This window comes from Nocardia panacis (assembly GCF_003598715.1).
Classification (GTDB): Bacteria; Actinomycetota; Actinomycetes; order Mycobacteriales; family Mycobacteriaceae; genus Nocardia; species Nocardia panacis.
In genome coordinates, this window is sequence record NZ_QZFU01000024.1 from 59,843 (window position 1) to 77,767 (window position 17,925).

18 protein-coding genes, 4 tRNA genes and 1 pseudogene are annotated in these 17,925 nt (G+C 66.2%); 3 read left to right on the top strand and 20 right to left on the bottom strand.

The window, feature by feature from the left end:
* Genes D5S18_RS21985 through D5S18_RS21995 form a run of 3 tightly spaced genes read right to left on the bottom strand, consistent with a single transcriptional unit; the run spans position 1 to position 5,235 of the window.
* On the bottom strand, positions 1-903 hold the full coding sequence (locus tag D5S18_RS21985; protein ID WP_120042976.1) for a DUF3558 domain-containing protein: 903 nt from the start codon (positions 901-903) through the stop codon (positions 1-3).
* Positions 900-4,877 carry a caspase, EACC1-associated type gene (locus D5S18_RS21990; protein ID WP_120042977.1) on the bottom strand — a complete coding sequence of 1,326 codons (3,978 nt, stop codon included), beginning with the start codon at positions 4,875-4,877 and terminating at the stop codon, positions 900-902. Before D5S18_RS21990 ends, D5S18_RS21985 begins: the two co-directional genes overlap by 4 nt.
* Positions 4,864-5,235: an effector-associated constant component EACC1 gene (locus D5S18_RS21995; protein ID WP_120042978.1), complete on the bottom strand. Its 372-nt coding sequence runs from the start codon at positions 5,233-5,235 to the stop codon at positions 4,864-4,866. The genes D5S18_RS21990 and D5S18_RS21995 overlap by 14 nt, the downstream gene beginning before the upstream one ends.
* 371 nt (positions 5,236-5,606) lie before the next feature.
* Between D5S18_RS21995 and D5S18_RS22000 the strand changes: the two genes are divergently transcribed.
* Positions 5,607-6,548 (top strand): competence protein CoiA family protein, encoded by a 942-nt coding sequence (locus D5S18_RS22000; protein ID WP_239003931.1) that lies wholly within the window; start codon positions 5,607-5,609, stop codon positions 6,546-6,548.
* A 21-nt stretch (positions 6,549-6,569) separates the two neighbouring features.
* Here D5S18_RS22000 and D5S18_RS22005 read toward each other — a convergent pair whose 3' ends face one another.
* The 7 genes from D5S18_RS22005 to D5S18_RS22035 all read right to left on the bottom strand — a co-directional run bounded on the left by D5S18_RS22005 (position 6,570) and on the right by D5S18_RS22035 (position 9,698).
* The gene (locus tag D5S18_RS22005) at positions 6,570-6,845 is read right to left on the bottom strand and encodes a YggT family protein (RefSeq protein WP_120042979.1); all 276 of its coding nucleotides are present in this window, start codon (positions 6,843-6,845) and stop codon (positions 6,570-6,572) included.
* 76 nt (positions 6,846-6,921) lie between these two features.
* On the bottom strand, positions 6,922-8,112 hold the full coding sequence (locus tag D5S18_RS22010) for a sigma factor-like helix-turn-helix DNA-binding protein (protein WP_120042980.1): 1,191 nt from the start codon (positions 8,110-8,112) through the stop codon (positions 6,922-6,924).
* Positions 8,113-8,173: 61 nt separating this feature from the next.
* Positions 8,174-9,055 (bottom strand): alpha/beta hydrolase, encoded by an 882-nt coding sequence (locus tag D5S18_RS22015; protein ID WP_120042981.1) that lies wholly within the window; start codon positions 9,053-9,055, stop codon positions 8,174-8,176.
* A gap of 4 nt (positions 9,056-9,059) precedes the next feature.
* Positions 9,060-9,263, bottom strand: a complete 204-nt coding sequence (locus D5S18_RS22020) for a DUF5808 domain-containing protein (RefSeq protein ID WP_120042982.1) — start codon at positions 9,261-9,263, stop codon at positions 9,060-9,062.
* Between the two features lie 171 nt (positions 9,264-9,434).
* Positions 9,435-9,509, bottom strand: a tRNA-Val gene (locus tag D5S18_RS22025).
* 1 nt (position 9,510) lies between these two features.
* Positions 9,511-9,581 (bottom strand) — tRNA-Cys (locus D5S18_RS22030).
* 44 nt (positions 9,582-9,625) lie between these two features.
* Positions 9,626-9,698 (bottom strand) — tRNA-Gly (locus tag D5S18_RS22035).
* A 313-nt stretch (positions 9,699-10,011) separates the two neighbouring features.
* On the opposite strand from D5S18_RS22035, the gene D5S18_RS22040 reads away from it, so the two are divergent.
* Positions 10,012-10,083 (top strand) — tRNA-Val (locus D5S18_RS22040).
* 219 nt (positions 10,084-10,302) lie between these two features.
* On the opposite strand, the gene D5S18_RS22045 is transcribed toward D5S18_RS22040, so the two are convergent.
* A complete protein-coding gene (locus D5S18_RS22045; protein WP_239003932.1) occupies positions 10,303-11,685 on the bottom strand; it encodes a peptidoglycan DD-metalloendopeptidase family protein in 1,383 nt (460 codons plus the stop codon).
* Positions 11,686-11,850: 165 nt separating this feature from the next.
* Between D5S18_RS22045 and D5S18_RS22050 the strand changes: the two genes are divergently transcribed.
* Positions 11,851-12,051, top strand: a complete 201-nt coding sequence (locus D5S18_RS22050) for a helix-turn-helix transcriptional regulator (protein WP_203236859.1) — start codon at positions 11,851-11,853, stop codon at positions 12,049-12,051.
* Positions 12,052-12,061: 10 nt separating this feature from the next.
* Here the strand turns inward: D5S18_RS22050 and D5S18_RS22055 are convergent.
* From D5S18_RS22055 to D5S18_RS34960, 9 genes and pseudogenes are all read right to left on the bottom strand, one after another.
* A pseudogene (locus tag D5S18_RS22055) lies at positions 12,062-12,325 on the bottom strand (DUF7240 domain-containing protein); the annotation flags it as partial.
* A gap of 20 nt (positions 12,326-12,345) precedes the next feature.
* Positions 12,346-12,936: a hypothetical protein gene (locus D5S18_RS22060; protein WP_147404066.1), complete on the bottom strand. Its 591-nt coding sequence runs from the start codon at positions 12,934-12,936 to the stop codon at positions 12,346-12,348.
* A 90-nt stretch (positions 12,937-13,026) separates the two neighbouring features.
* A complete protein-coding gene (locus D5S18_RS22065; protein WP_147404068.1) occupies positions 13,027-13,635 on the bottom strand; it encodes a hypothetical protein in 609 nt (202 codons plus the stop codon).
* On the bottom strand, positions 13,632-14,219 hold the full coding sequence (locus tag D5S18_RS22070) for a DUF7172 family protein (RefSeq protein ID WP_120042986.1): 588 nt from the start codon (positions 14,217-14,219) through the stop codon (positions 13,632-13,634). Before D5S18_RS22070 ends, D5S18_RS22065 begins: the two co-directional genes overlap by 4 nt.
* Positions 14,219-14,833: a DUF7172 family protein gene (locus D5S18_RS22075; RefSeq protein ID WP_120042987.1), complete on the bottom strand. Its 615-nt coding sequence runs from the start codon at positions 14,831-14,833 to the stop codon at positions 14,219-14,221. Before D5S18_RS22075 ends, D5S18_RS22070 begins: the two co-directional genes overlap by 1 nt.
* Positions 14,834-14,836: 3 nt before the next feature.
* Positions 14,837-15,505 carry a hypothetical protein gene (locus D5S18_RS22080; RefSeq protein WP_147404070.1) on the bottom strand — a complete coding sequence of 223 codons (669 nt, stop codon included), beginning with the start codon at positions 15,503-15,505 and terminating at the stop codon, positions 14,837-14,839.
* A complete protein-coding gene (locus tag D5S18_RS22085) occupies positions 15,502-16,518 on the bottom strand; it encodes a hypothetical protein (protein ID WP_120042989.1) in 1,017 nt (338 codons plus the stop codon). The genes D5S18_RS22080 and D5S18_RS22085 overlap by 4 nt, the downstream gene beginning before the upstream one ends.
* Positions 16,515-17,771, bottom strand: coding sequence for a sugar transferase (locus tag D5S18_RS22090; protein WP_120042990.1), 1,257 nt, complete (start codon positions 17,769-17,771; stop codon positions 16,515-16,517). The genes D5S18_RS22085 and D5S18_RS22090 overlap by 4 nt, the downstream gene beginning before the upstream one ends.
* 4 nt (positions 17,772-17,775) lie before the next feature.
* A complete protein-coding gene (locus D5S18_RS34960) occupies positions 17,776-17,925 on the bottom strand; it encodes a hypothetical protein (RefSeq protein WP_158607925.1) in 150 nt (49 codons plus the stop codon).

A 17,925-nucleotide genomic window follows, 5' to 3' on the forward strand; every position in this document is an offset into this window, starting at 1 on the left:
TCAGTTCCCCCCTCCCGGAAGATACTTGGCGAGGTCATTGGCGTACCGAGTGGCCTCGGTGCATGGATTGCCCTGCTTGCCGACCGACAGACGGGTCGTGATCAGGAAGGCGACCGAGCCCTTCGCCGGTCCTTGTGGAATCTCAACGGCAACACCGCAGTCGAGGCCGTCCGCGTCGTCCGAGAATCCGAACCGAGTTGCTGGGCGCCCGGCGACGGTCATCGGGGAGAAGTTTCCGAAGTCGCGGCGTTGTCGGATCTGATCGAGTGTGGGCTCGCCCGAAAGAATCGCGAGGTAGTGCCACCGGGCCGTCGATCCCCAAGTGCATGCCTTCCACCCGGTGAAATCGACACCGGCGACGTTCGGCTCTTTGTCGTCGGGGTTCAACCCACTCGCGCGCAAGGCATCGTTCGGGATCGAGGTGCATGGATCCCACCGGCCGGTCTGCTGATTCGGGGAAGAGGTAGCGCCCAGACCAGCAGAGGTCATCGGGGTTGAGGTTGACGGCTGTCCTGAACTCGCACTCGGGTTCCCATCGGTCGACCTACCGCAACCCGCTATCGCGAGAACAGCCCCCAAAGCAAGGGCGGTCGCGTGGCACATCCTCCTGCCGGTCATTCGCATCCTTCCCTCGGTGGTGGCTTGTGCGGCCTGCTTCCCTTCGTCAGGAAGGTACTTCGCTCGGAGCATCGTCTCGGTGGATTCGTGTCGCCCGACACGAGTCCACCGCGCGCGGCGACGCGCCGCAGAAGTTTGCTTGCCTCGGTCATGAGGTCCCCTGATCGTTCGGTGCCCTGCATATCGAATGACGTGCTGCGGGTTAGCTGCCCGCTCCACCCCTGCTACCTGCGGAAACAGTACCGTCGGAGGGTCGGGTGGGGCAAGAACCGTTTGGGGGTTCATGTGGTGGGGTTGAGGATTTCCTGGGCGAGGGTGCGCAGGAGGGTGGGGGAGAGGTGGGCGAGGGCGGGGAGGGGGCGGTACCAGTCGGTGGTGTTCCAGATATCGGCGAGCAGATGGTGGATTTCGGTGTGCGGGATGGGGTGGTGGGTGAGCAGCGCGTTGGTGAGGCGCAGCAGGGCTTCGGCACGGGTTTTGGGGTGGTCGGCGAGGTCGGCGCTGGTGCGGGTGCGGTCGAATTGGGCGAGGTGCAGGGCGGTGTCGACGAGATGCAGTGCTATGTCGTCCATTTCGCCGTGGCCTCGGATGCGCGTCGCCTCGTGTTCGGCGCGGGTGAGCAGGTGTTCGGCGGTGTCGCGGTCGGTGTGGGCGGCGGCGACGGTGAGCAGGGCGTGGATGCGTTCGTGAATGTAGGTGATGGTGTCGGCGAGTTCGGTGGCGATATCGAGGTCGCCCGATTTGACGTGCGCGGCAACGATTTCCAGTTGGATGTGCGCTTTGGGCGGCAGGTCGTCGAAGGCGGCGGCGATGGTTTGGGCGCGGGGGAGGTCGCCTATTCGGGCGTAGGCGATGCCGAGGTCGCGCAGCACCGCGGGGCGACCCTCGTCGGTCAATCTGCGGACGACCGGTTCCATGGAGCGCAGTCTGCGCCGTACCGGTTCGAGCAGGCCCGCTTCGACCAGGGGTCCGCCGAGTTCGGCCAGTATCGAGATCTGATGGTGGACCGAGGGCATTTCGACGATGAGGTCGAATCCCGCTCGTGCCAAACCGATTTCGATGAGTATGGTGGCGAGCCGCAGTGCGGCTTCGGCGTGATCGGCGTGCAGGACGGCTTGTTCGGCACAGGCGAGCGGCGGTTCGGTGTCGGGATGCAGGCGGTGCTGCAGCAGGACCTCCTCCACCAGTTCGAGCAGGTGTCCGTCGCCGGTGGCGCTGACCGAGGGTCGAGGCCCCGCGAAGCGCGCGAGGTCGCCGTTTTGCGCCACCAGCGCGCGAATTCGAAGGAAGCGCAGGGGAATTCGGGCGGCGGCGGCCCTGGCCAGTGGAAGTTCGCCCGCTTCGAGGAGTGCGCCCGCGAGCGCGAACAGACCCTCGGAGTATCGGAGCGGATTGTCCATGCGGATGGCGTCGGCTTCGACCTCTTCGGCCAACTGTCTGGCCTCGGATTCGCGTCCCGCGTCGAGGAATTCGACAATCAGGTCGGTGAGCGCGTCGGCGCGGGCCTCGGGGGCGGCGATGCGGCGGGCGCACTGTTCGGCGAGATCGAGTTCGCCGAGGTCGATCAGCCGTGCGAAGTACTCCGGTGACGGATCGTCCTCGGTGTGTAGCGCGCGTGCCTGCCGGCCGAACCCGGCCTCGGCGAGTGATCGGATGAGCACGGCCACAAGGTATTTCCGGGTCGTCTCCGGTTCGTCCTCGGGGATCCGCGCCATCTCCTCGGCAATGGTCCGCGCCCGGTCGGTCAGGTTCGCCCGGCTCAGTGCCCGCAGCATCCCACCGGCGGCCGCGATTCGATCGGCGGGATTGTCGATTCCGTGCACGATCGACTCGGCCCGGTCGAATTCGCCGATCTCCGCGAGCGCCCTTGCCAGCGCGACCTGTGCCCGGCCTTGATATTTGGCCGACACGAAGCGCTCGGCCAGGATCTCGACGCGCCGCAGCGCCCGCAGCGCGTCTTCGGGCCTGCCCGCCTCCAACCACACCGGCACCAGGATGCCCTGCACGATCAGTTCCAGATATGGATCGTGGATCGCATCGATCAGCTTCTCCGCGTTGCCGATATCGCCGACCGCGACGAGCGCCGCGATCAGTTCGGCGCAGAGGCGTTCCTGTTCGGCGGAGTCGTCCTTGATCTCGCGAACCAGCGATTCGGCGAGGAGTCGATCCTGTTCGTGTCCGGCGGTGTCGCGCGGTACGGCGGCGAGCGCGATATGGGCCTCGGTGCGGCGCACCGGGTCGGGAAGGCTGCGGGCCAGGTTGGCGGCGCGTTCGAAGGCGCCGAGTCGGGCGAAGGCGGCGGGTAGTCCGGTCGGAATATTGTTGCTGCGCTGGGCGAGTCGATCGCGGTGCAGGGCGAGCCTGCACAGGGTGAGCAGATCCGGATCGGGTTGTCCGGCGAGGGCCGCGCCGACGGCGGCGATCTCGGTGCGCGCGGCGATATCGCCGCCGGTGCGGTGCAGCATCCGATCGTGGCGGGCGCGGTCGAGGGCGAGCGCGGTCATGCGCGGCAGATCCTCTCGGGTGCGCAGCATCGAGAAGTAGCGGGTGAGCAGATAATTCGGGGTCTCGGGCGGCCAGCCCTCGGCGCGGTAGCCCTCGGCCCACCGGTGGATCTGTTCGCGGTATTCGTCGACGAGGGCGGGACCGAGCGCGTTCTCGGCCTCCTCGCGCAGTGTCTCGTGGGCGAACAGATAGGTGCTGTCGGTGTCGAAAGGTGTGGTCCTGGCCCGGAAGCTGCGCCCGACGATACCGCTGAGCAACTGGGTGAAATGGTAGGGCGGCAGTCCGGTGATGTCGGCGAGTTCGGTCTTGGTGAGTCCGCCTGCCGCCGTGATCAATCCGAGGTGTTTGGCCTCGCCAGGATGGGCGAGCAGGGTGCTCAGCTCGTACTGCGCGGCGCGTCGGATGTCGTGGGCGTATTTGGATTGGGCCAGCGGCCGATGCCGGCAGGTGCGCAGCGGGTGCCCGCCCGCGACATCCAGCGGCACCGGCGGATTCGGTCGGCTGGCCACCAGCACCCGCAGGCCGGGTCCCGGATGTTTGGGCAGGAGCGAGGCGATGCTCGGCGTCCCCTGATCCTCGTCGAGTCCGTCGACGATGAGCAGGATCCGGCCGCCGCTCTCGGCGGCGCGTCGCGCGGCGAGGTCGAGCAGATGCCGCCGCAGCGTGTCCCGGTTGCCGCCCATCGCGGAGACCGCGATCCGCTCGGCGGGCAGCAGGACCGAAAGCTGGTCCAGCACGGCCTCGGTGAAGGCGACATGATCGGATTGCGCCGCCAGCCGCGAGGTGATGAAGAAGGCCACCACCCGCACATGCGCGGGGGGATGCAGCGCGAACCACGACATGAGAGCCGTCTTGCCCGCCCAAGGTCCGGCACGCCACCACAGATAGGGCTCCGGGCCGTCGCAGAAGGCGTTGAGTTCGGCCAGTTCGATCTCGCGGTCGACCAGTGGACCCAGCGGCGCGATATCGCGGACCTGCGCGAAGTAGGCGGCGGATTCGGTGCTGGGCAGCACGATTTCGGGAGCGCGCCACGCCGGGTTGGGCGCGAGGGCCAACTCGGCGGCCGTACCGCGCTCCAGAGCCTTGGGTTTGGGCAGGTTGTCGGCCGGAAGGCGTGCGCGCAGTTCGCGATACAGCGCCGACATGGTGAGATACCGCTCCCCGCCCGGTATTCCGCCGCGCAGCAGCGCCAGCAGCGCACCGGTGAAGGCGGTGCGGCCCTCGGCGTCGGCGGCGGCCGCGAATTTCGTCTTCTCGTCGGTGGCGGTCAGCACGAACGCGCCCTCGATATCGACGACCTCGCCGAGCGGGTCGGCCGCCAGCACATCGCGCCCGAATGCCTTTCCGCTGTGGCAGCAGTCGAGGACGACGATCTTCACCTTCGCGCGCGCGGCCCGAATCCTGGCCCGCACGGCCGAATACGGCACGGTGGTGAAGGCGGCGTCCTCGGCGCGGGACCCGCCGTGGGTGAGGTGCAGCTCATTGTCGATGGCGACGCCGTGGCCGACGTAGTAGAACAGCAGCAGGTCCACGGCCGACTCCTCGGCGGCGCTGAGCGCGCGCGAGACGGGGACCGCGTCCGGCGGATCCAGCACCACCTGCACATGTTCGAGACCGGTTGTGGCGCGCAGGAATTCGGCCAGTTCGCGCACGCTGCGGGCGATGGCGGGCAGCGAGGCGAATCCGGAGTCCTCGGCGTAGCGGGAGGTGCCGATCAGCACCACGCGGGAGTCGTGCGAATCAGGAAGCCTCATCGGGCGTTCCGCGGACGAGTTCGATCGCCTCGTTCACCTGTTCGGCCCGCACGGCCCGGCCGCCCGAGGTCGTGATCTCGGCGGTAATCCCGTCAGGGCGGGTGATTCGCAATCTCAGCCGCGGTTTGCGCATATGCAGCCACGCGGTGAGGCACGTGGTCAGCGCCGTGAACAACTCCATCGAATCCAGCACGAGGCGAATGACCTCCTCGGCGCCCAACGTGTCGGGGCGTTCCGCGCCGGGGTCGAGATGTTTTCGCGCGGAACGCAGTTCGTCGTCCTCGAGGAGAGCCGAATAGAGGGAGTGCAGCTCCTCGACATCATCTTCGGCCTCCGATACCGTGACCACCAGCTCCACAGTCCGTCCTTCCCCACGGGTGTGCCATGCGTTCTGGGAATATATCCTGCTGTACCGCAATTGTTCTCCGTTCCGCTCCGCTCGCGCCGCGGCGGCTCGGGTTCGCGCGCGCCGGGTGGCGCACCGAATGTCGTGTCGCGGGGAATTGGCGACAAAGATCAATTCGCGCGGATTTCCTGTGGTGAACCTCTCTCGACCGGCCGAAAGACGCCTCCGCCCAGCGGTCTTCGCTGGTTGCCGGGCCGTTTGCCTGCCCGGCGCACCCGAGCGCGGGGTATAGGGGGCTGGCGGGCAGGCTCGGACTTATGCACTCTGGACCGGGAGGGCGTGCGTTTGTGCACGCCGATCGGTGTATGGGCAGGGGTGTTGGCGTGAGAACGAAGCAGCGGGCGAATCCGGCCTGCGGACGCCGGGCGATGCTCGCCGAACTGGGCATCACCGGCGAGCCGAGCCGCGCGCCCGGTGAGGGCTACGGCTGCCGCTGCACCGAATGCGCGGCGGCGCAATGGGATGTGCGGCGGCTCAAATACTGGCTCGTCGGCAGACTGCTCGCCTACGGCGCCGAGATCGCCGAGGTGGACCATCGGGTCGGCTCGATCCCGGTCGATATCTACTGGCGAAAAGGCGAGCGTCAGTACGCGATCGAGGTGCGCACGGCCACCCTCGACCGCGCCTCCGCTCAGGAGCACACCGCCTCGCTGCGCGCCGCCGGTCTCGACGGCGTGCTGTGGTTGTGCCTGCCGGGCTACTGGGTCGAGCACCTACCCGCGCTCGGCATCGCCGATTTCACGCCCTCGGGTGTCGAATACCGGGCAGTGCAGGGCGTGGTCGATGTCGAGCACACCTCGGTGGTCTCACCGCGCCGCGAACCCTACGAGCTGCGCGAATTCATCCAGCGCTGGATCAGCGGCGAAATGGTCTGGGGCTACCGCGATCCGATGACGGGAGGCTGGGCCACCGTGTCCGACTGGGAACATCACACCCGCACACAGGCCGCGGTGATCGCCCGCCAGCAGCAGGAGCTGATGAACCAGCGCACCTCGCTCGCGGTCTCCCGAAAAGCGGTGCGCGACAAGCAGAAACAGGTGATGAAACTCACCACCCGGCTCGAGCGTGCGGATCTGACGGCGCAGGAGCAGGCCGAGACGCTCGACGAGGTGCGCCGCAAACTCGCCGATCACCACCGGGTGGACAATGCCCTGCGCAATACGATCCGCAGCCTCGAGTCCACCATCGGGCACTGGCAGTTGGTGACCTGCTGCGCCATGCTGCTGATCATCACCTTCCTCGCGGGCGCGATGATCGTGCGCTGAGGCGGCGGCCCGCGCCGAGGATCAGAAGCTGAAGGCGATCGACCGCAGGATCAGCACCGCGATGAATACGGCGGTGAAGGCCAGATCGATGGACAGTCCGCCCGCGCGGATCGGTCGCAGCACCTTGCGCACCGGGGCGATGACGGGTTCGGTCCAGGTGTGGGTGAAAGCGCGCACCTTGTTCGTCCAGGTCGGGCTCTCGGCGAGGATCGCGATCCAGTCCAGCACCACCCTGGCGAGCAGCAGCAGCATGAACAAGGTCAACGCGAACCCGAGCAGCGATCCGATGATGTGCATTGCAGCTCCTTGGTGATGGCGGTTCTACCGGTATCAACGCCGCAGGGACCGCGCGAGTGCCGCGCGCGTCGGGTTCTCAGCCGCCTTTCAGTTCAGTATCGCCCGCGGTGAGCGCGAAGGGGCCGCGCTCCCACCGCCAGGAATGCCGCAGCGTGAGCGCCACCAAGTCGAGCAGGTCCAGCCCGGACTGTTCCCGGATCGAGCGCAGCGCATGCCAGTAGACCGGACCCGCCGCCACCGACTCGACCAACAGGGCCTCGGCCGCGGCGTCGACCGGGCGGCGCAGCAGATCCGGGACACCCAGTCGGCTGCCCGTCCACAGCGCCCAACCCCACCCTCGTTCGTGCGCGTACCCGCGGGCCGCCGCCGCCCTGACGCGGTTGACGTGGAATCCGAGCTGCCCCAGCGGTTGCACATCGATAAGAACGACGCGGCCGTCCCGCAACTCGGCCGCGACACTCGGATAACCCACCCGCTCCACACCCTCGACCCGATAGGTGAGCGCGACCGGCTGCTCCCGGAAGGTGCGCACCGCGTCGGCCGCGGTGAGCACACGCAGCAGCCGCGCCTCCAAACCCGAATCGAAGGCCACGTCGCGACCCACCTTGTCGAGGTAGAAACGGCCGCGGCCCTCGTCGTCCGCGTCGACCAGTCGGGCAGGCGCGTCGGGCAGCGGCGCGGGGGAGCCCGAGGCGGGCCATTCGATCTGAGCCGACATCGCATCCCATTCGCCGAGGGCGGGCGGTTCGGCATGCAGTTTGGTCAGGCGGCTGTTGGTCTTCTTGCGCCAGGCCAGGATGCGCTGGGTGACGAATCCCGCGATCCGGCGCGCGTCCTCGCCCGGATGTCCGGCCAAGCGCAGTTTGAGGTAGGTCAGCTCGTTGGCGGCGAGATCGGTATCGGTGGCGTAGGTCTCGGCCAGGAAGGCGCGCAGCAGTTGGGAATCGCGGGCGCCCAGCGGATACCGCTCGGCGAAGACACCGCCGCACTGCCCGGTGAGCTGGGCGTCACGCAGCAACAGACCCACAGCCTTGGTGTGCACCTGGCGAACACGGTCGCGCGAGAGGTCGTAGCGGGCGCCGATCATCGCCAGCGTCTGCGGGCGTTCACCGCGCAGACCCAATCGCAATCGCATGACCTCCGCATTGCGCGGCCTATCCGCGGCCTGCTCGGCGACCAGCCCGGCCAACCGCTCGACGACATCCTCGAGCCCGAACGACACGTCGTCGCGAATATCGTCCAACTCCGCCTCGTCGACCGCCGTCACCGCACCCCTTATCGATTGTCCTGTGCCGCAAGAGCGTATCTCCCGACACCGACAAATCCCGCTACCAGTGCTCCCGCACCCACGCCGCGACGGGCGCCAACGCCGCCGGACTCACCGGATCGCGCAGCGAACGACGGTAGCCGCGCGGACCGGCCCGTTTGGGATCCGGCCGCAACAGGTGACTGAGTTCGGGCACGATATGACCCTCGAACGGCCCGCGCACCAGGTTCCCGATGGTCTCGACATCCTCCGGCGGGACCTGCAGGTCATTGGCGCCGGTGAGGGCCAGCACCGGCGCCTCGATCCGGGACAGCGCCGCGGTCGGGTCGTAGTCGGCGAATTCGCGCAGCCACCGGGCCGCGATCCTCGTGCCTTGGACCCGCATGACATCCGCATCGCTCGCTCGGATGCGGGCCAGCCGCTTCGGTTGCGTGACAAGGGGATCCGCGCGAACGAGGCGCATCGTGGCGCGCAACCAGCCGGGGAAGGTCGCCACGATGCGGGCCGTCTGCCAGGTCAGGATGTCCGCGCCCGGTCCGGCTCCGCACCACAGCAGGGCCGCGCCCGCGACACTGCCATCGGCGGCCAACTCGACGGCGTGCAGCGCGCCCTCGCTGTGTCCCACGGCGAGCAGCGGACCCGACGCGTGCTCCGCCAGGGCGGTGAGCGCGATCCTGGCGTCGGTCAGGCGGTCGGTGAAGCCGACCCGGTAGTAGTCGCCCTGGCTCGCCCCGATCCCGCGCTTGTCGTAGCGCAGGCTGGTGACACCCGCCGCGCCGAGCGCGGTGGCCAGGGACTTCGTGATGTCCAGCGCGAGGCCGGGCCGATTGGAATCGCGGTCGATGGGGCCGGAGCCGGTGATGAGCAGCGCCGCCGCGACCGGGTTCGCCGCCTCGGTGAGGGTGCCCGCCAGCCTGCCGCCGTCGAAGACGATCTCCGGCACGTCCTCAGCCCTGCTTGCGCCAGTGCAGCAGGCGGTAGAAGTTGAGGTCGTAACCCCAGCCGAAGGATTTGGGGGTGAACAGGCGCGGGTCGTCGGGATTCCACATGCGGGCCTTGACCCGCTCCCAGGTGGGGCGCCGCCAGTCATAGGGGACGCCGAACGTCTTGCCCTCCGGGTCGGGTACGCAGTCATTCTCCGGGCCGGTCATCTCGCATCCTTTCCGTCGACGGGTATACGGCCCACAGTAGGTCGCCGTATCGACAGCAGGTGCCCGGACGTGTCCGGCGTGTCATGCGGAGCGCGAAAACTATTCCGTCGCACGGACTTTCACCGAAAACAAAACGGAGGCCCGGTGATGAACCGGACCTCCGTGAGAGGATGGTGCGCGATACTGGGATTGAACCAGTGACCTCTTCCGTGTCAGGGAAGCGCTCTCCCGCTGAGCTAATCGCGCGAGGTGGAGACGGGAATCGAACCCGTGTGCACGGCTTTGCAGGCCGTTGCCTCACCACTCGGCCACTCCACCGCGCAAAGGGGGACGGCGTACTTGATGCCAAACCCTACCTCTCGAGCGGATGACGGGATTCGAACCCGCGACCCTCACCTTGGCAAGGTGATGCGCTACCAGCTGCGCTACATCCGCATTTGCTTCTCGGCGGCGTTTCCGACCTCCTCGTTGCGAGACAGAACATTAGCCGACGGCCGGTGAAAGGTACAAATCCGCTGGTAGAACGGGGAAAATCCGCGAGGTTGCCAATGTGACGGGGGAGGCGCTCGAGGCTGTCGGGATTCCTGTGCCGCCATATCCCCTTCCCGACAGCCCTCCTCGGCCGCCCGCCGCGTCACACGTCATGCCGTAGTGGCGATTTGGTGAACCACGGGTGACCCGTGCTAATGTTCCATCTCGTTCGGCAGGCCCCGCAGCCCCGAACAGCCCGCCTCCACGCGGGCAGTATGGTCTCATAGCTCAGCGGGAGAGCGTCCGCCTCACACGCGGAAGGTCGCTGGTTCGATCCCAGCTGGGACCACAGTAGAAAACAGCCCCTGACCAGGCAATAAGCTGGTCAGGGGCTGTACTTCTATCTCGGGACTGTAGCCACACCTGTAGCCAAGCCCCAGTTTTCTCACCCGCCGAGTAGTGCCCCGATTGCGGCGACGATCACGGCCCCCAAGACGCGGCCGATCGTTCCCCACGGCAGTCCAGCCGGGTCAGCGGAAAAGCTCGAAATCACTATTGTCTCCTGAGATCACTTCAGCGCAGCCGGGTCCTTGAAGCCATCGATGCCGAGCTTCGCGCCGATCACGGCCACGGCATCGAGCAGACTCCGACCGCCCAGTTGCGGCCACCCGACCGGGGTCAGGGCACCACGTTGGTCTTTCGACCCCGGCCCGGCCAACTGCTCGAGGATGTGGCCGTCGTGCTGGTCGTCCCACGCCAGCATCTCGCCCGCGGTCGCATCAGTCTTGCCGCTGGGCTTGGGTGGGCGGTGCGCCCACACGGCTTCGGCGATCTCTTCTTTGCTGGGCATATCATCATCTCCTGTCAGTAGGGCTCGAAGTTGGTCAGGGGTGCCACGGAACGCATCGACATCCAGGTCGCGGTTCGCGACGTACCCGCGTTCGCTGAACTGGAACACGGCCACGTCCAGGCCGCCGTACCCTTCCCATCCGGAATCACTGCTGCCTGGGTAGATCGCTGACGCCACCCCGGCGCGGTCGACGCCGTAGCTCGAGGACATCAGCGGCGGCAGGCCGGTCAGATCCGGTGATCCGATCTGCTGCCAGTACCAGTGCGGCAGATAGGTCAATGCCACGCGCACACCCCGCCGCTGGATCGCCTCCACCATCGCCCGCGCCACGCCCGGGCCGCCGGAGTTGGCCTCGAAATCGATCATGGCTGGGATGTCACGGTCGCCGAGGTGATCAACGAACGAATCGGCCTGCGCCTCGATATCGCAGTCTCCGCGCACATAGTGGTAGCCGACGAGGATCTTCCCTGCGGCGAGTGTGGCGTCGCGGAAGCTGGGCCACTGGGCGTCCCGGAAGTAGTCGCCCTCACTCACTTTGGCAATGACGAAATCGCACCCCTCGGCGAATGCCTGTGTAAGGTCAAGCCCTTCTTGGTGATTCGAGATGTCGATTCCGAACGTGGTGTGCGCCATGGTTGCTGGCATTTTCTCGGCTCCTGGTTCGATCGCACTGGTGAGCCACGGCATCGGGTCTAGACGGTCCGGGCCTGGACCAGCCCACGTCGAGCGGTGCACCTCGAAATGCAGATGCGGTGCCACACCGCCGTTCGTGCGGCTGACTGGGTTGATGTGGCCGATCCGCTGCCCCGCCGCGACACGATCACCCACCGCCACCTCACGCACGATGTGCCCGTACACGGTTGTCCCGCCGCCGTCCTCGGTCGGGTGATCGATCACCACCCATCCCGCAGGGTCGGGTCCCCCGAACCCGACGGCAGGCCCCGCATAGATGACGTTGCCCGCCTGAGCGGCGTAGACCGGCATTCCAGCGCTGCCACCGTCCCGCCCGAAATCGACGCCCCAATGGAAACTCTCCGGGCGGTCGCCGAATCCGCTGGTCGCCATGCGGCCGGTGCCGAGCGGCCAATAGCGTTCGCTCACGGGCACAACGTAGGCCGTGAGGATGCAACCCTCACCGCCGAGTGACGCGCACTATACATACTGGTGTTCGCAGAGTAATTCGCACATTCATACTGGTAGGGTGTGAATTCCAGATGAGAACATTACAAGCAGTGGTGTGTGAAGGACGTTGCGATGATCAAATTGATGTCCAGGCCGGAAGTCGCCGAGTACATCGGCGTCCAACGCGGCACACTCAACCGCTACAAGCTGCCGCCTGCGGACGCGCAGATCGGGCGCGTGCAAGGCTGGCTCAAGGAGACGATCGACGAGTGGCAGCAGCGGCGGCCGGGACGCGGGAACCATCCTGATCAGGCCAACTGGAACCTGCCTCCCGAACTGCGGTGAGCGGGGTGGGCTATTCGCCGGCCATCTGCGCGAATGCGTCGAAGTCCGCCATCTCGTCGTCCCGCTCGAAACCAGCCGGAACCACCGCCAACTCACCGGCCGCGGTCAATGTCTCGATCCGGTACATGTCCCGATTGAACGCGACCAACTCCTTTTCGCCCATGTGCTCGGTCCACAGCACCTCCGCGACATCCAAGACCGCGTGCATATCCGGCAGTTGTCGCAGCGGGTCCGGGATACCGGACAAGATCAACTTGCCTCGGATGGAGCGCCAATTACGCGCCGCAAACTGGGCTAGAGCTGCGACGGCCCGGTAGGGCGCGCGGTGTCCAGCGTGGCAATCAACTCGAAGATCCGTCCGAAATCTTCCACAGTGAAATTGCCGTCCGGGTTCATCATCCGCGTGAGCAGCCGCCCATACGACAACGGCGATATGTGGTTGCGCACGAACAGGGTCGTCATCTCCTGCCGGAGATCGTCCGGCGTATGCCTGCTGGCAGCCATCGAAAACGCCTGGAGCGCCATCGGCGATGGCTTCCTGACCTGAATCAACTCGCCATCGAGGTCGACAGTCTGATGCCTCCATCGCGGGATCGGCTGCCCGAACGTGTCCCGGATCACGTCACCGGTCTCTACGTCGGTCTCGAACTCCTCACCCGCAGAATCGATCACCTGAACCGGTGAACGCGCAGGCTCGGGCACGAATGCGCTGCTCGGGTCCAGTACCGCTGGTTGCTGGTCTTCTCGAATACGCCGCTGGCGCACAAGAGCCTTCTCGGCCTCCAGTCGGGCGCGCTCGGCAGCCAGCTCGGCGCGCTCGGCCTCGATATCTCCAACCTGCCCGGACAGGTCCGATATGCCGTGCGGGGGTTCGATACTGGTCATGGTGTGCTCCATCCACTGTGCTGCCCTGGGTACGAGCGCGCAGCGTAAAGGGCGCGGGTGCATCTGGCACGTCGCCAATCCCACGCCTATCTAGGGGATTACCGGGACACTGAACAGCTCCAGCATGATCGGCCCGACCTTGCCCGCCCGCATTTGGACCGGGTCACCCCACCCCGAATACCAATCCAGTCCCCACGCCGGAGTCGACCACGACACTTGCGCTTTAGCCTTTATCGTCTGGCCCGGCGGCAGCGTCACCACATCCCCGATCGGCACCGTCAGCGTCGGTGCGCGATCCTCAAGTACCGCGTATATGCCAACAGTGCCGGTGCCAGCGGGGCCGGTACCGAAATCAGGGTAGCCACGCATCCGCGACTCCTCGGTCAACGTCGGATCAGCCGCGGCCACGCCGGATGAGATACCCCACTGGGTACGGATCGCTAGATGCTTGAGGCAATCGATCGAATATCGTTGCGAGCCTTGGGTCATGACAGCGTGCACCTTCTGAGAGATGCCGGTGTCGTTGGCCCACTGCACCAACACCGAAAACAACACTGTGCCAGCTGAATTGTTCGCAGGGGTGAACGTCGCGCCGCCTGCGGAAGCCGACGCGCGGCGCTGCATCTGCCACCGCCGCAACGGAGTCAACACGCCGTCGGTCGCGTCGAAATAGCTGCTATCCACACATGGGTCGGTCATGGGGTGGCCTCCGGCTCCGCCCACAGGCGTAGCCGCACCCAGTAGGCGCGCACAGTTTGTAGGGCCTGGTTGGGTGCCCGCCACTGGCCGGGCGTCGAGTAGAGCGCCCGGTACCGGATGTGGACGGACTGGCCGGGCAGGACGGTGCCTATCTCGTCGTACCGCAGCGAATCGGGCCAGCCGCGAAATAGCCTGCCGTAGTAGATTTGGTTAACCGCGAACGGAGTAATCTGCAACCGGCAGGCTATCCCATCGTCACCCGCGTACGGGGCAGGTGCGTTCGGGGACAGCCCGACATCCCATGAGATGCCGTCGTTGAGGACATACATATTCGGGTTGGCCGCAACAATCTGGCGAGGTGCCCGCTGCGTACCGAGCCGCGCGCGCTGCCGGGTCTTGCCTGTGTTGGTCCAGGTCAGCTCGGCATCGATAAACGGCACCGGGTCAGGCGCCTGCTGCACGTCCCCATCCTTGGTTGAGGTCACGAACCGTTCGGCGACCACACGGGGCCGCCACGCATCGGCGAACCCTGTCCCGGTCGGGCTCGACTGCATCCACGACGCGGTGCAGATAGTGATGGACATCAGCGCACCGCCTCATCCGCGCTCGGGTAAGCCCACAGGCGTAGCCGCACCGACCGCGCATCTGCTTCGTGCACAGGCTGATTCGCGCTGGCATTGTTGCTCCACGGTGGAGGAGTCCACACATAGCACCGGTACCGCACTGAGAGGGTCGAGCCCGCTGGCAACTCGATCCAGTCTTCCGTCGCCGACACAGGATAGTCCTGCGAGATAACACCTTTAGACGGCTGAGAAGCATTGTCTGTGCCAACGTCGAAACCGAAGGTGGTCAGGCCGTTTGCAGCGCTGTAGTTGTCGGGAGTACGTGGGACCGCATCGACCGCGGCCGTCCAGGAATCCCAGATCTGGACGGCATTGGGATTGGAGCAGATGATGGTGCGGTAGGCGCGAATCACCTGCAATCGCATCATCAGCCGCAACGGCGAATCCGATTTCCACGACAGCGCGGCATCGATCATCTGCCGACCGGGCTGGGAGGTGAGCCCGTTGCCGGTGATCGCGCCGTCTCCTGTTGATACGGCGGTGGTTTCGGCGACCAGACGCACCGCCGCCCATTTTTCGATCCCGAGCTGACCGCCCGCGATCCTCAGATTTCGATCGACGCAGACCTGCGGCATGAGCTAGCTCCTAGACACCAGGGAAAGGGACATGGAGGTGGGTATCGGCTGTGCGAAAATCGGTGCGGCACCCACATTTCGGGAAGTCCCCGCCGCTTCGGCAAACAACGAGACAGCATCCCCGGCCTGTAGCGGTAGCTGCCCGGCCACCGTGACACTCGGCCAGGGCGTGCCCGAACCGTCAGCGATCCGTCCAGCGACCCTGGTTTCCCCATTGACCATCACCGCTGCGGTCAAGAACGCGTTTCCGGCGCTGAACCACACAGTGGCCGCGATGTCGTAGACCCCGCTCACGGGCACCATCACCGCGTCGAATGTCTTCTTACCGCCAGTCCAGTTGCCGCCGACCTGATCGGCCGCACCATCCCACATGATGGTGCCGTTCGCTCCCGAAATCGTTTGCAGCGCTGTACACGTCACTGTCACCGCTGGCGGAGTCAGGTCACTGATCGCGTCTGGGTCGTTCTCCCCGCCGGAAGGTTTCCGAGCGAGGATTGTCGACCCACCCTCCACGTGGGAGGCGATCAGGTGACCGTCCGCAGACGCCGACAGCACCCACGGCCCGATTCTTTGGCTGGTCGGGTTCTCGACGGATTCGATACGGCGCGACGTTTCGCGCGCCCACTCCGCATCCGTGCGGGCGGGGCGCACCGGTTCGGCTGTACCGCTCACGATTTCACCGTCCCTCCAGCCTTCTCCAGCTCGGTACGGTCGTCCGGGGTGGCCAGCGACACCGCCACCTGTATCCCGGACGAGGACCCCGACACCTGCACCTGATTCAGTCGCAGGATCGTACGCAGCCCCAGCGCAGACACGGCGATATTGATGCCCGGCACCAGTATGTCCAGCTCCACCGGCGAATCCGGGGACAGGGTGGCGGACTGCGGCACCACCAGCTCGTCACGGATCACGGCAATACGGCCTACATACTCGGCGGCAGCGCGCTGAATGTTCGCCACTCCGAACAGGTCATCAAGGCTGACAAGGGATTGCAGGTGCAAACCGGCCAGCTCGCGCCGCTCGATCCAGGCCCCGTTCTTTCCTTGCACCCTCACGTCGGTGCTCGTCTTCGCACCGGACCGTTTGATGCTCATGCCTTGCGTGAAATCGCAGTCCGCTAACTCTGCGGCTACATCGGTGGGTTGTGTACCGAGGACTGGCCGCCCGCGCACCACGGTCCACCGCAGGCCCAGCTTGGCGAGATCAGCCATGTCCTGCTGCACATACCGCAGGTCACCGGTGACCGACACGTCATACCGTGATGCCGACGCGAGCGCCGGAAGCACGACCGGATCAGCTTGTACGCCATGCAATTCGAGCATGGACCGCCACATATCTGCCGCGATCGGCGCGACGCTGAGCTGCTGCCATTTCCGTGTGATCTGGGTGCGGGTGTGCCACATCAGCACCGCCGCGTCCCGCGCATCGATGCTCATGCTGGTTCGGTCGCGAGTCACCTCCTGAATCGGTCCGAACCACTGCAATCCTTGCCCGTGCCAGCACGAAATCCAGTGAACCCAGGGCGTGACGATGGTTGACAGTTCCTGTAGCGGTGCCTGCACCTGGCACCGCGACACCTCGTTCAGCTCTCGCGACCAAGTAAATTGCGTGGGGCATTCCAGGGTGCCCAGTGTCGACCCGTCAACGATGGAGTGGACAGCGAAAGCGGCGGTCTCGAGTTTCACGCCTGCCTGCCTCGCACACTCACCTGCACGGTGAGTTCGATACCCGGCTCATGCTGGGCCACCAGCTCCCAGCAGCGGCCCGCGTCGAGCACGGTCGATGTCCACGGTGCGCCCGAAGGCGTATGCACGATCCCTACCTGCCGCACCTGCCGTCCGTCTACCAGCCCGTAGGGGCGGCCCACCACGGAATCAGCCACGATCGTCCCGCCTGCGGGCAGTCCGGCCAACGATAGAAACCCGGTGCGGTCACACGCCGCACTGGAGCCGCAGGGCCGAAACCAAAAATTCGCCGAAATCGGTCTTGAGCCTGCGGTGATGGTGAGGGTGACCGTCTGGTCGCGGCACATCACTCCTTCCGCTTTTGGGATGGGTGCGACGCGAGTCTGTACCTGGCACAACGGAATACACCCCGCGCACACGGGCGGACGTTCCGGCGACACATCCACCACTGCCGGGACACAGATAGCCGACGCCAGTACCGGAATAGTGGAACAGGAGGCAGGAGACTCGCAGTCGGGAGCATGCGCCCACTCGATCCGCTCCGTGACCTGCGTCCCCCACACCACCGAGCGACTGGTAGCCGGACCGTATACGTACGGGTCCAGCACTCCCATCTCCCATCCCACTGTCTTGACTGCGCCCTGCCGATGCTCGACACCGCGAACCCCGAAACTCTTGGTTTCCCGCAGTTCGCGGGTGTAGACGACGCGGGACATGATCCGCCGCAGCGTTTCCGGGTTCGCGGCGCTGTCCTCCGGGTGCGCGGCCAGGAACTCCAGTGTCGTCCCCGCCAGGCTGGTAGCGTCCCGCAGGCGACACGATAGCCATTCCTGCCCATACGTGACACCAGCATTCGTACAGCCAACCAGGATCGCCTCGAACGTCAGCGACCGCGCCTTGTCCCGGTGTGGGCCGGTCACCCCGCCCGCGCAGAGCGCATCGTTGACCGGCCGATCCACTGGCGCTGGCCCGAATCCTTCTGCGCTCGTGACCCAGGCGCCAAGGAATTCAGCCGACTGCGGTATCGCAGGGTCGTACCATGGCGCGTTCGACAGCACATACGGCCCTTCACCGAGGAACGCAGGCAGACCGGGCCACGAGTCGTCATAGTGGATGTAGTCGCGCGGCACGGCACACCGGCACTGAGCGAGGGCTTCCTCCATCGACTGCGGCGGACCCGGCTTCGCGTGGGCCACCAGCCTTGCGGTGTTGGTCAGTTCCGCCCCACCGAGCGCGAGATAGCCTCGGAACACCTGCCTATCCCTCGCTCACGGCAGGGACCGGCGCTACCAGACCGAGCACGCCGAGATACGTATCCGCCGCACCTGGCACGCTGGTAGCCTGCGCGACCGCATCCGCATCCGACACCGTGCGCTGTTCCAAGTCTGTGATCAGCTCGTACTCCAT

Coding starts and splice junctions, on each gene's coding strand:
- D5S18_RS21985 (WP_120042976.1), bottom strand. CDS start 903: ATGAACCCCCAAACGGTTCTTGCCCCACCCGACCCTCCGACGGTACTG.
- D5S18_RS21990 (WP_120042977.1), bottom strand. CDS start 4,877: ATGAGGCTTCCTGATTCGCACGACTCCCGCGTGGTGCTGATCGGCACC.
- D5S18_RS22005 (WP_120042979.1), bottom strand. CDS start 6,845: ATGCACATCATCGGATCGCTGCTCGGGTTCGCGTTGACCTTGTTCATG.
- D5S18_RS22020 (WP_120042982.1), bottom strand. CDS start 9,263: ATGACCGGCCCGGAGAATGACTGCGTACCCGACCCGGAGGGCAAGACG.
- D5S18_RS22050 (WP_203236859.1), top strand. CDS start 11,851: ATGTCCAGGCCGGAAGTCGCCGAGTACATCGGCGTCCAACGCGGCACA.
- D5S18_RS22060 (WP_147404066.1), bottom strand. CDS start 12,936: ATGACCAGTATCGAACCCCCGCACGGCATATCGGACCTGTCCGGGCAG.
- D5S18_RS22065 (WP_147404068.1), bottom strand. CDS start 13,635: ATGACCGACCCATGTGTGGATAGCAGCTATTTCGACGCGACCGACGGC.
- D5S18_RS22070 (WP_120042986.1), bottom strand. CDS start 14,219: ATGTCCATCACTATCTGCACCGCGTCGTGGATGCAGTCGAGCCCGACC.
- D5S18_RS22075 (WP_120042987.1), bottom strand. CDS start 14,833: ATGCCGCAGGTCTGCGTCGATCGAAATCTGAGGATCGCGGGCGGTCAG.
- D5S18_RS34960 (WP_158607925.1), bottom strand. CDS start 17,925: ATGGAGTACGAGCTGATCACAGACTTGGAACAGCGCACGGTGTCGGAT.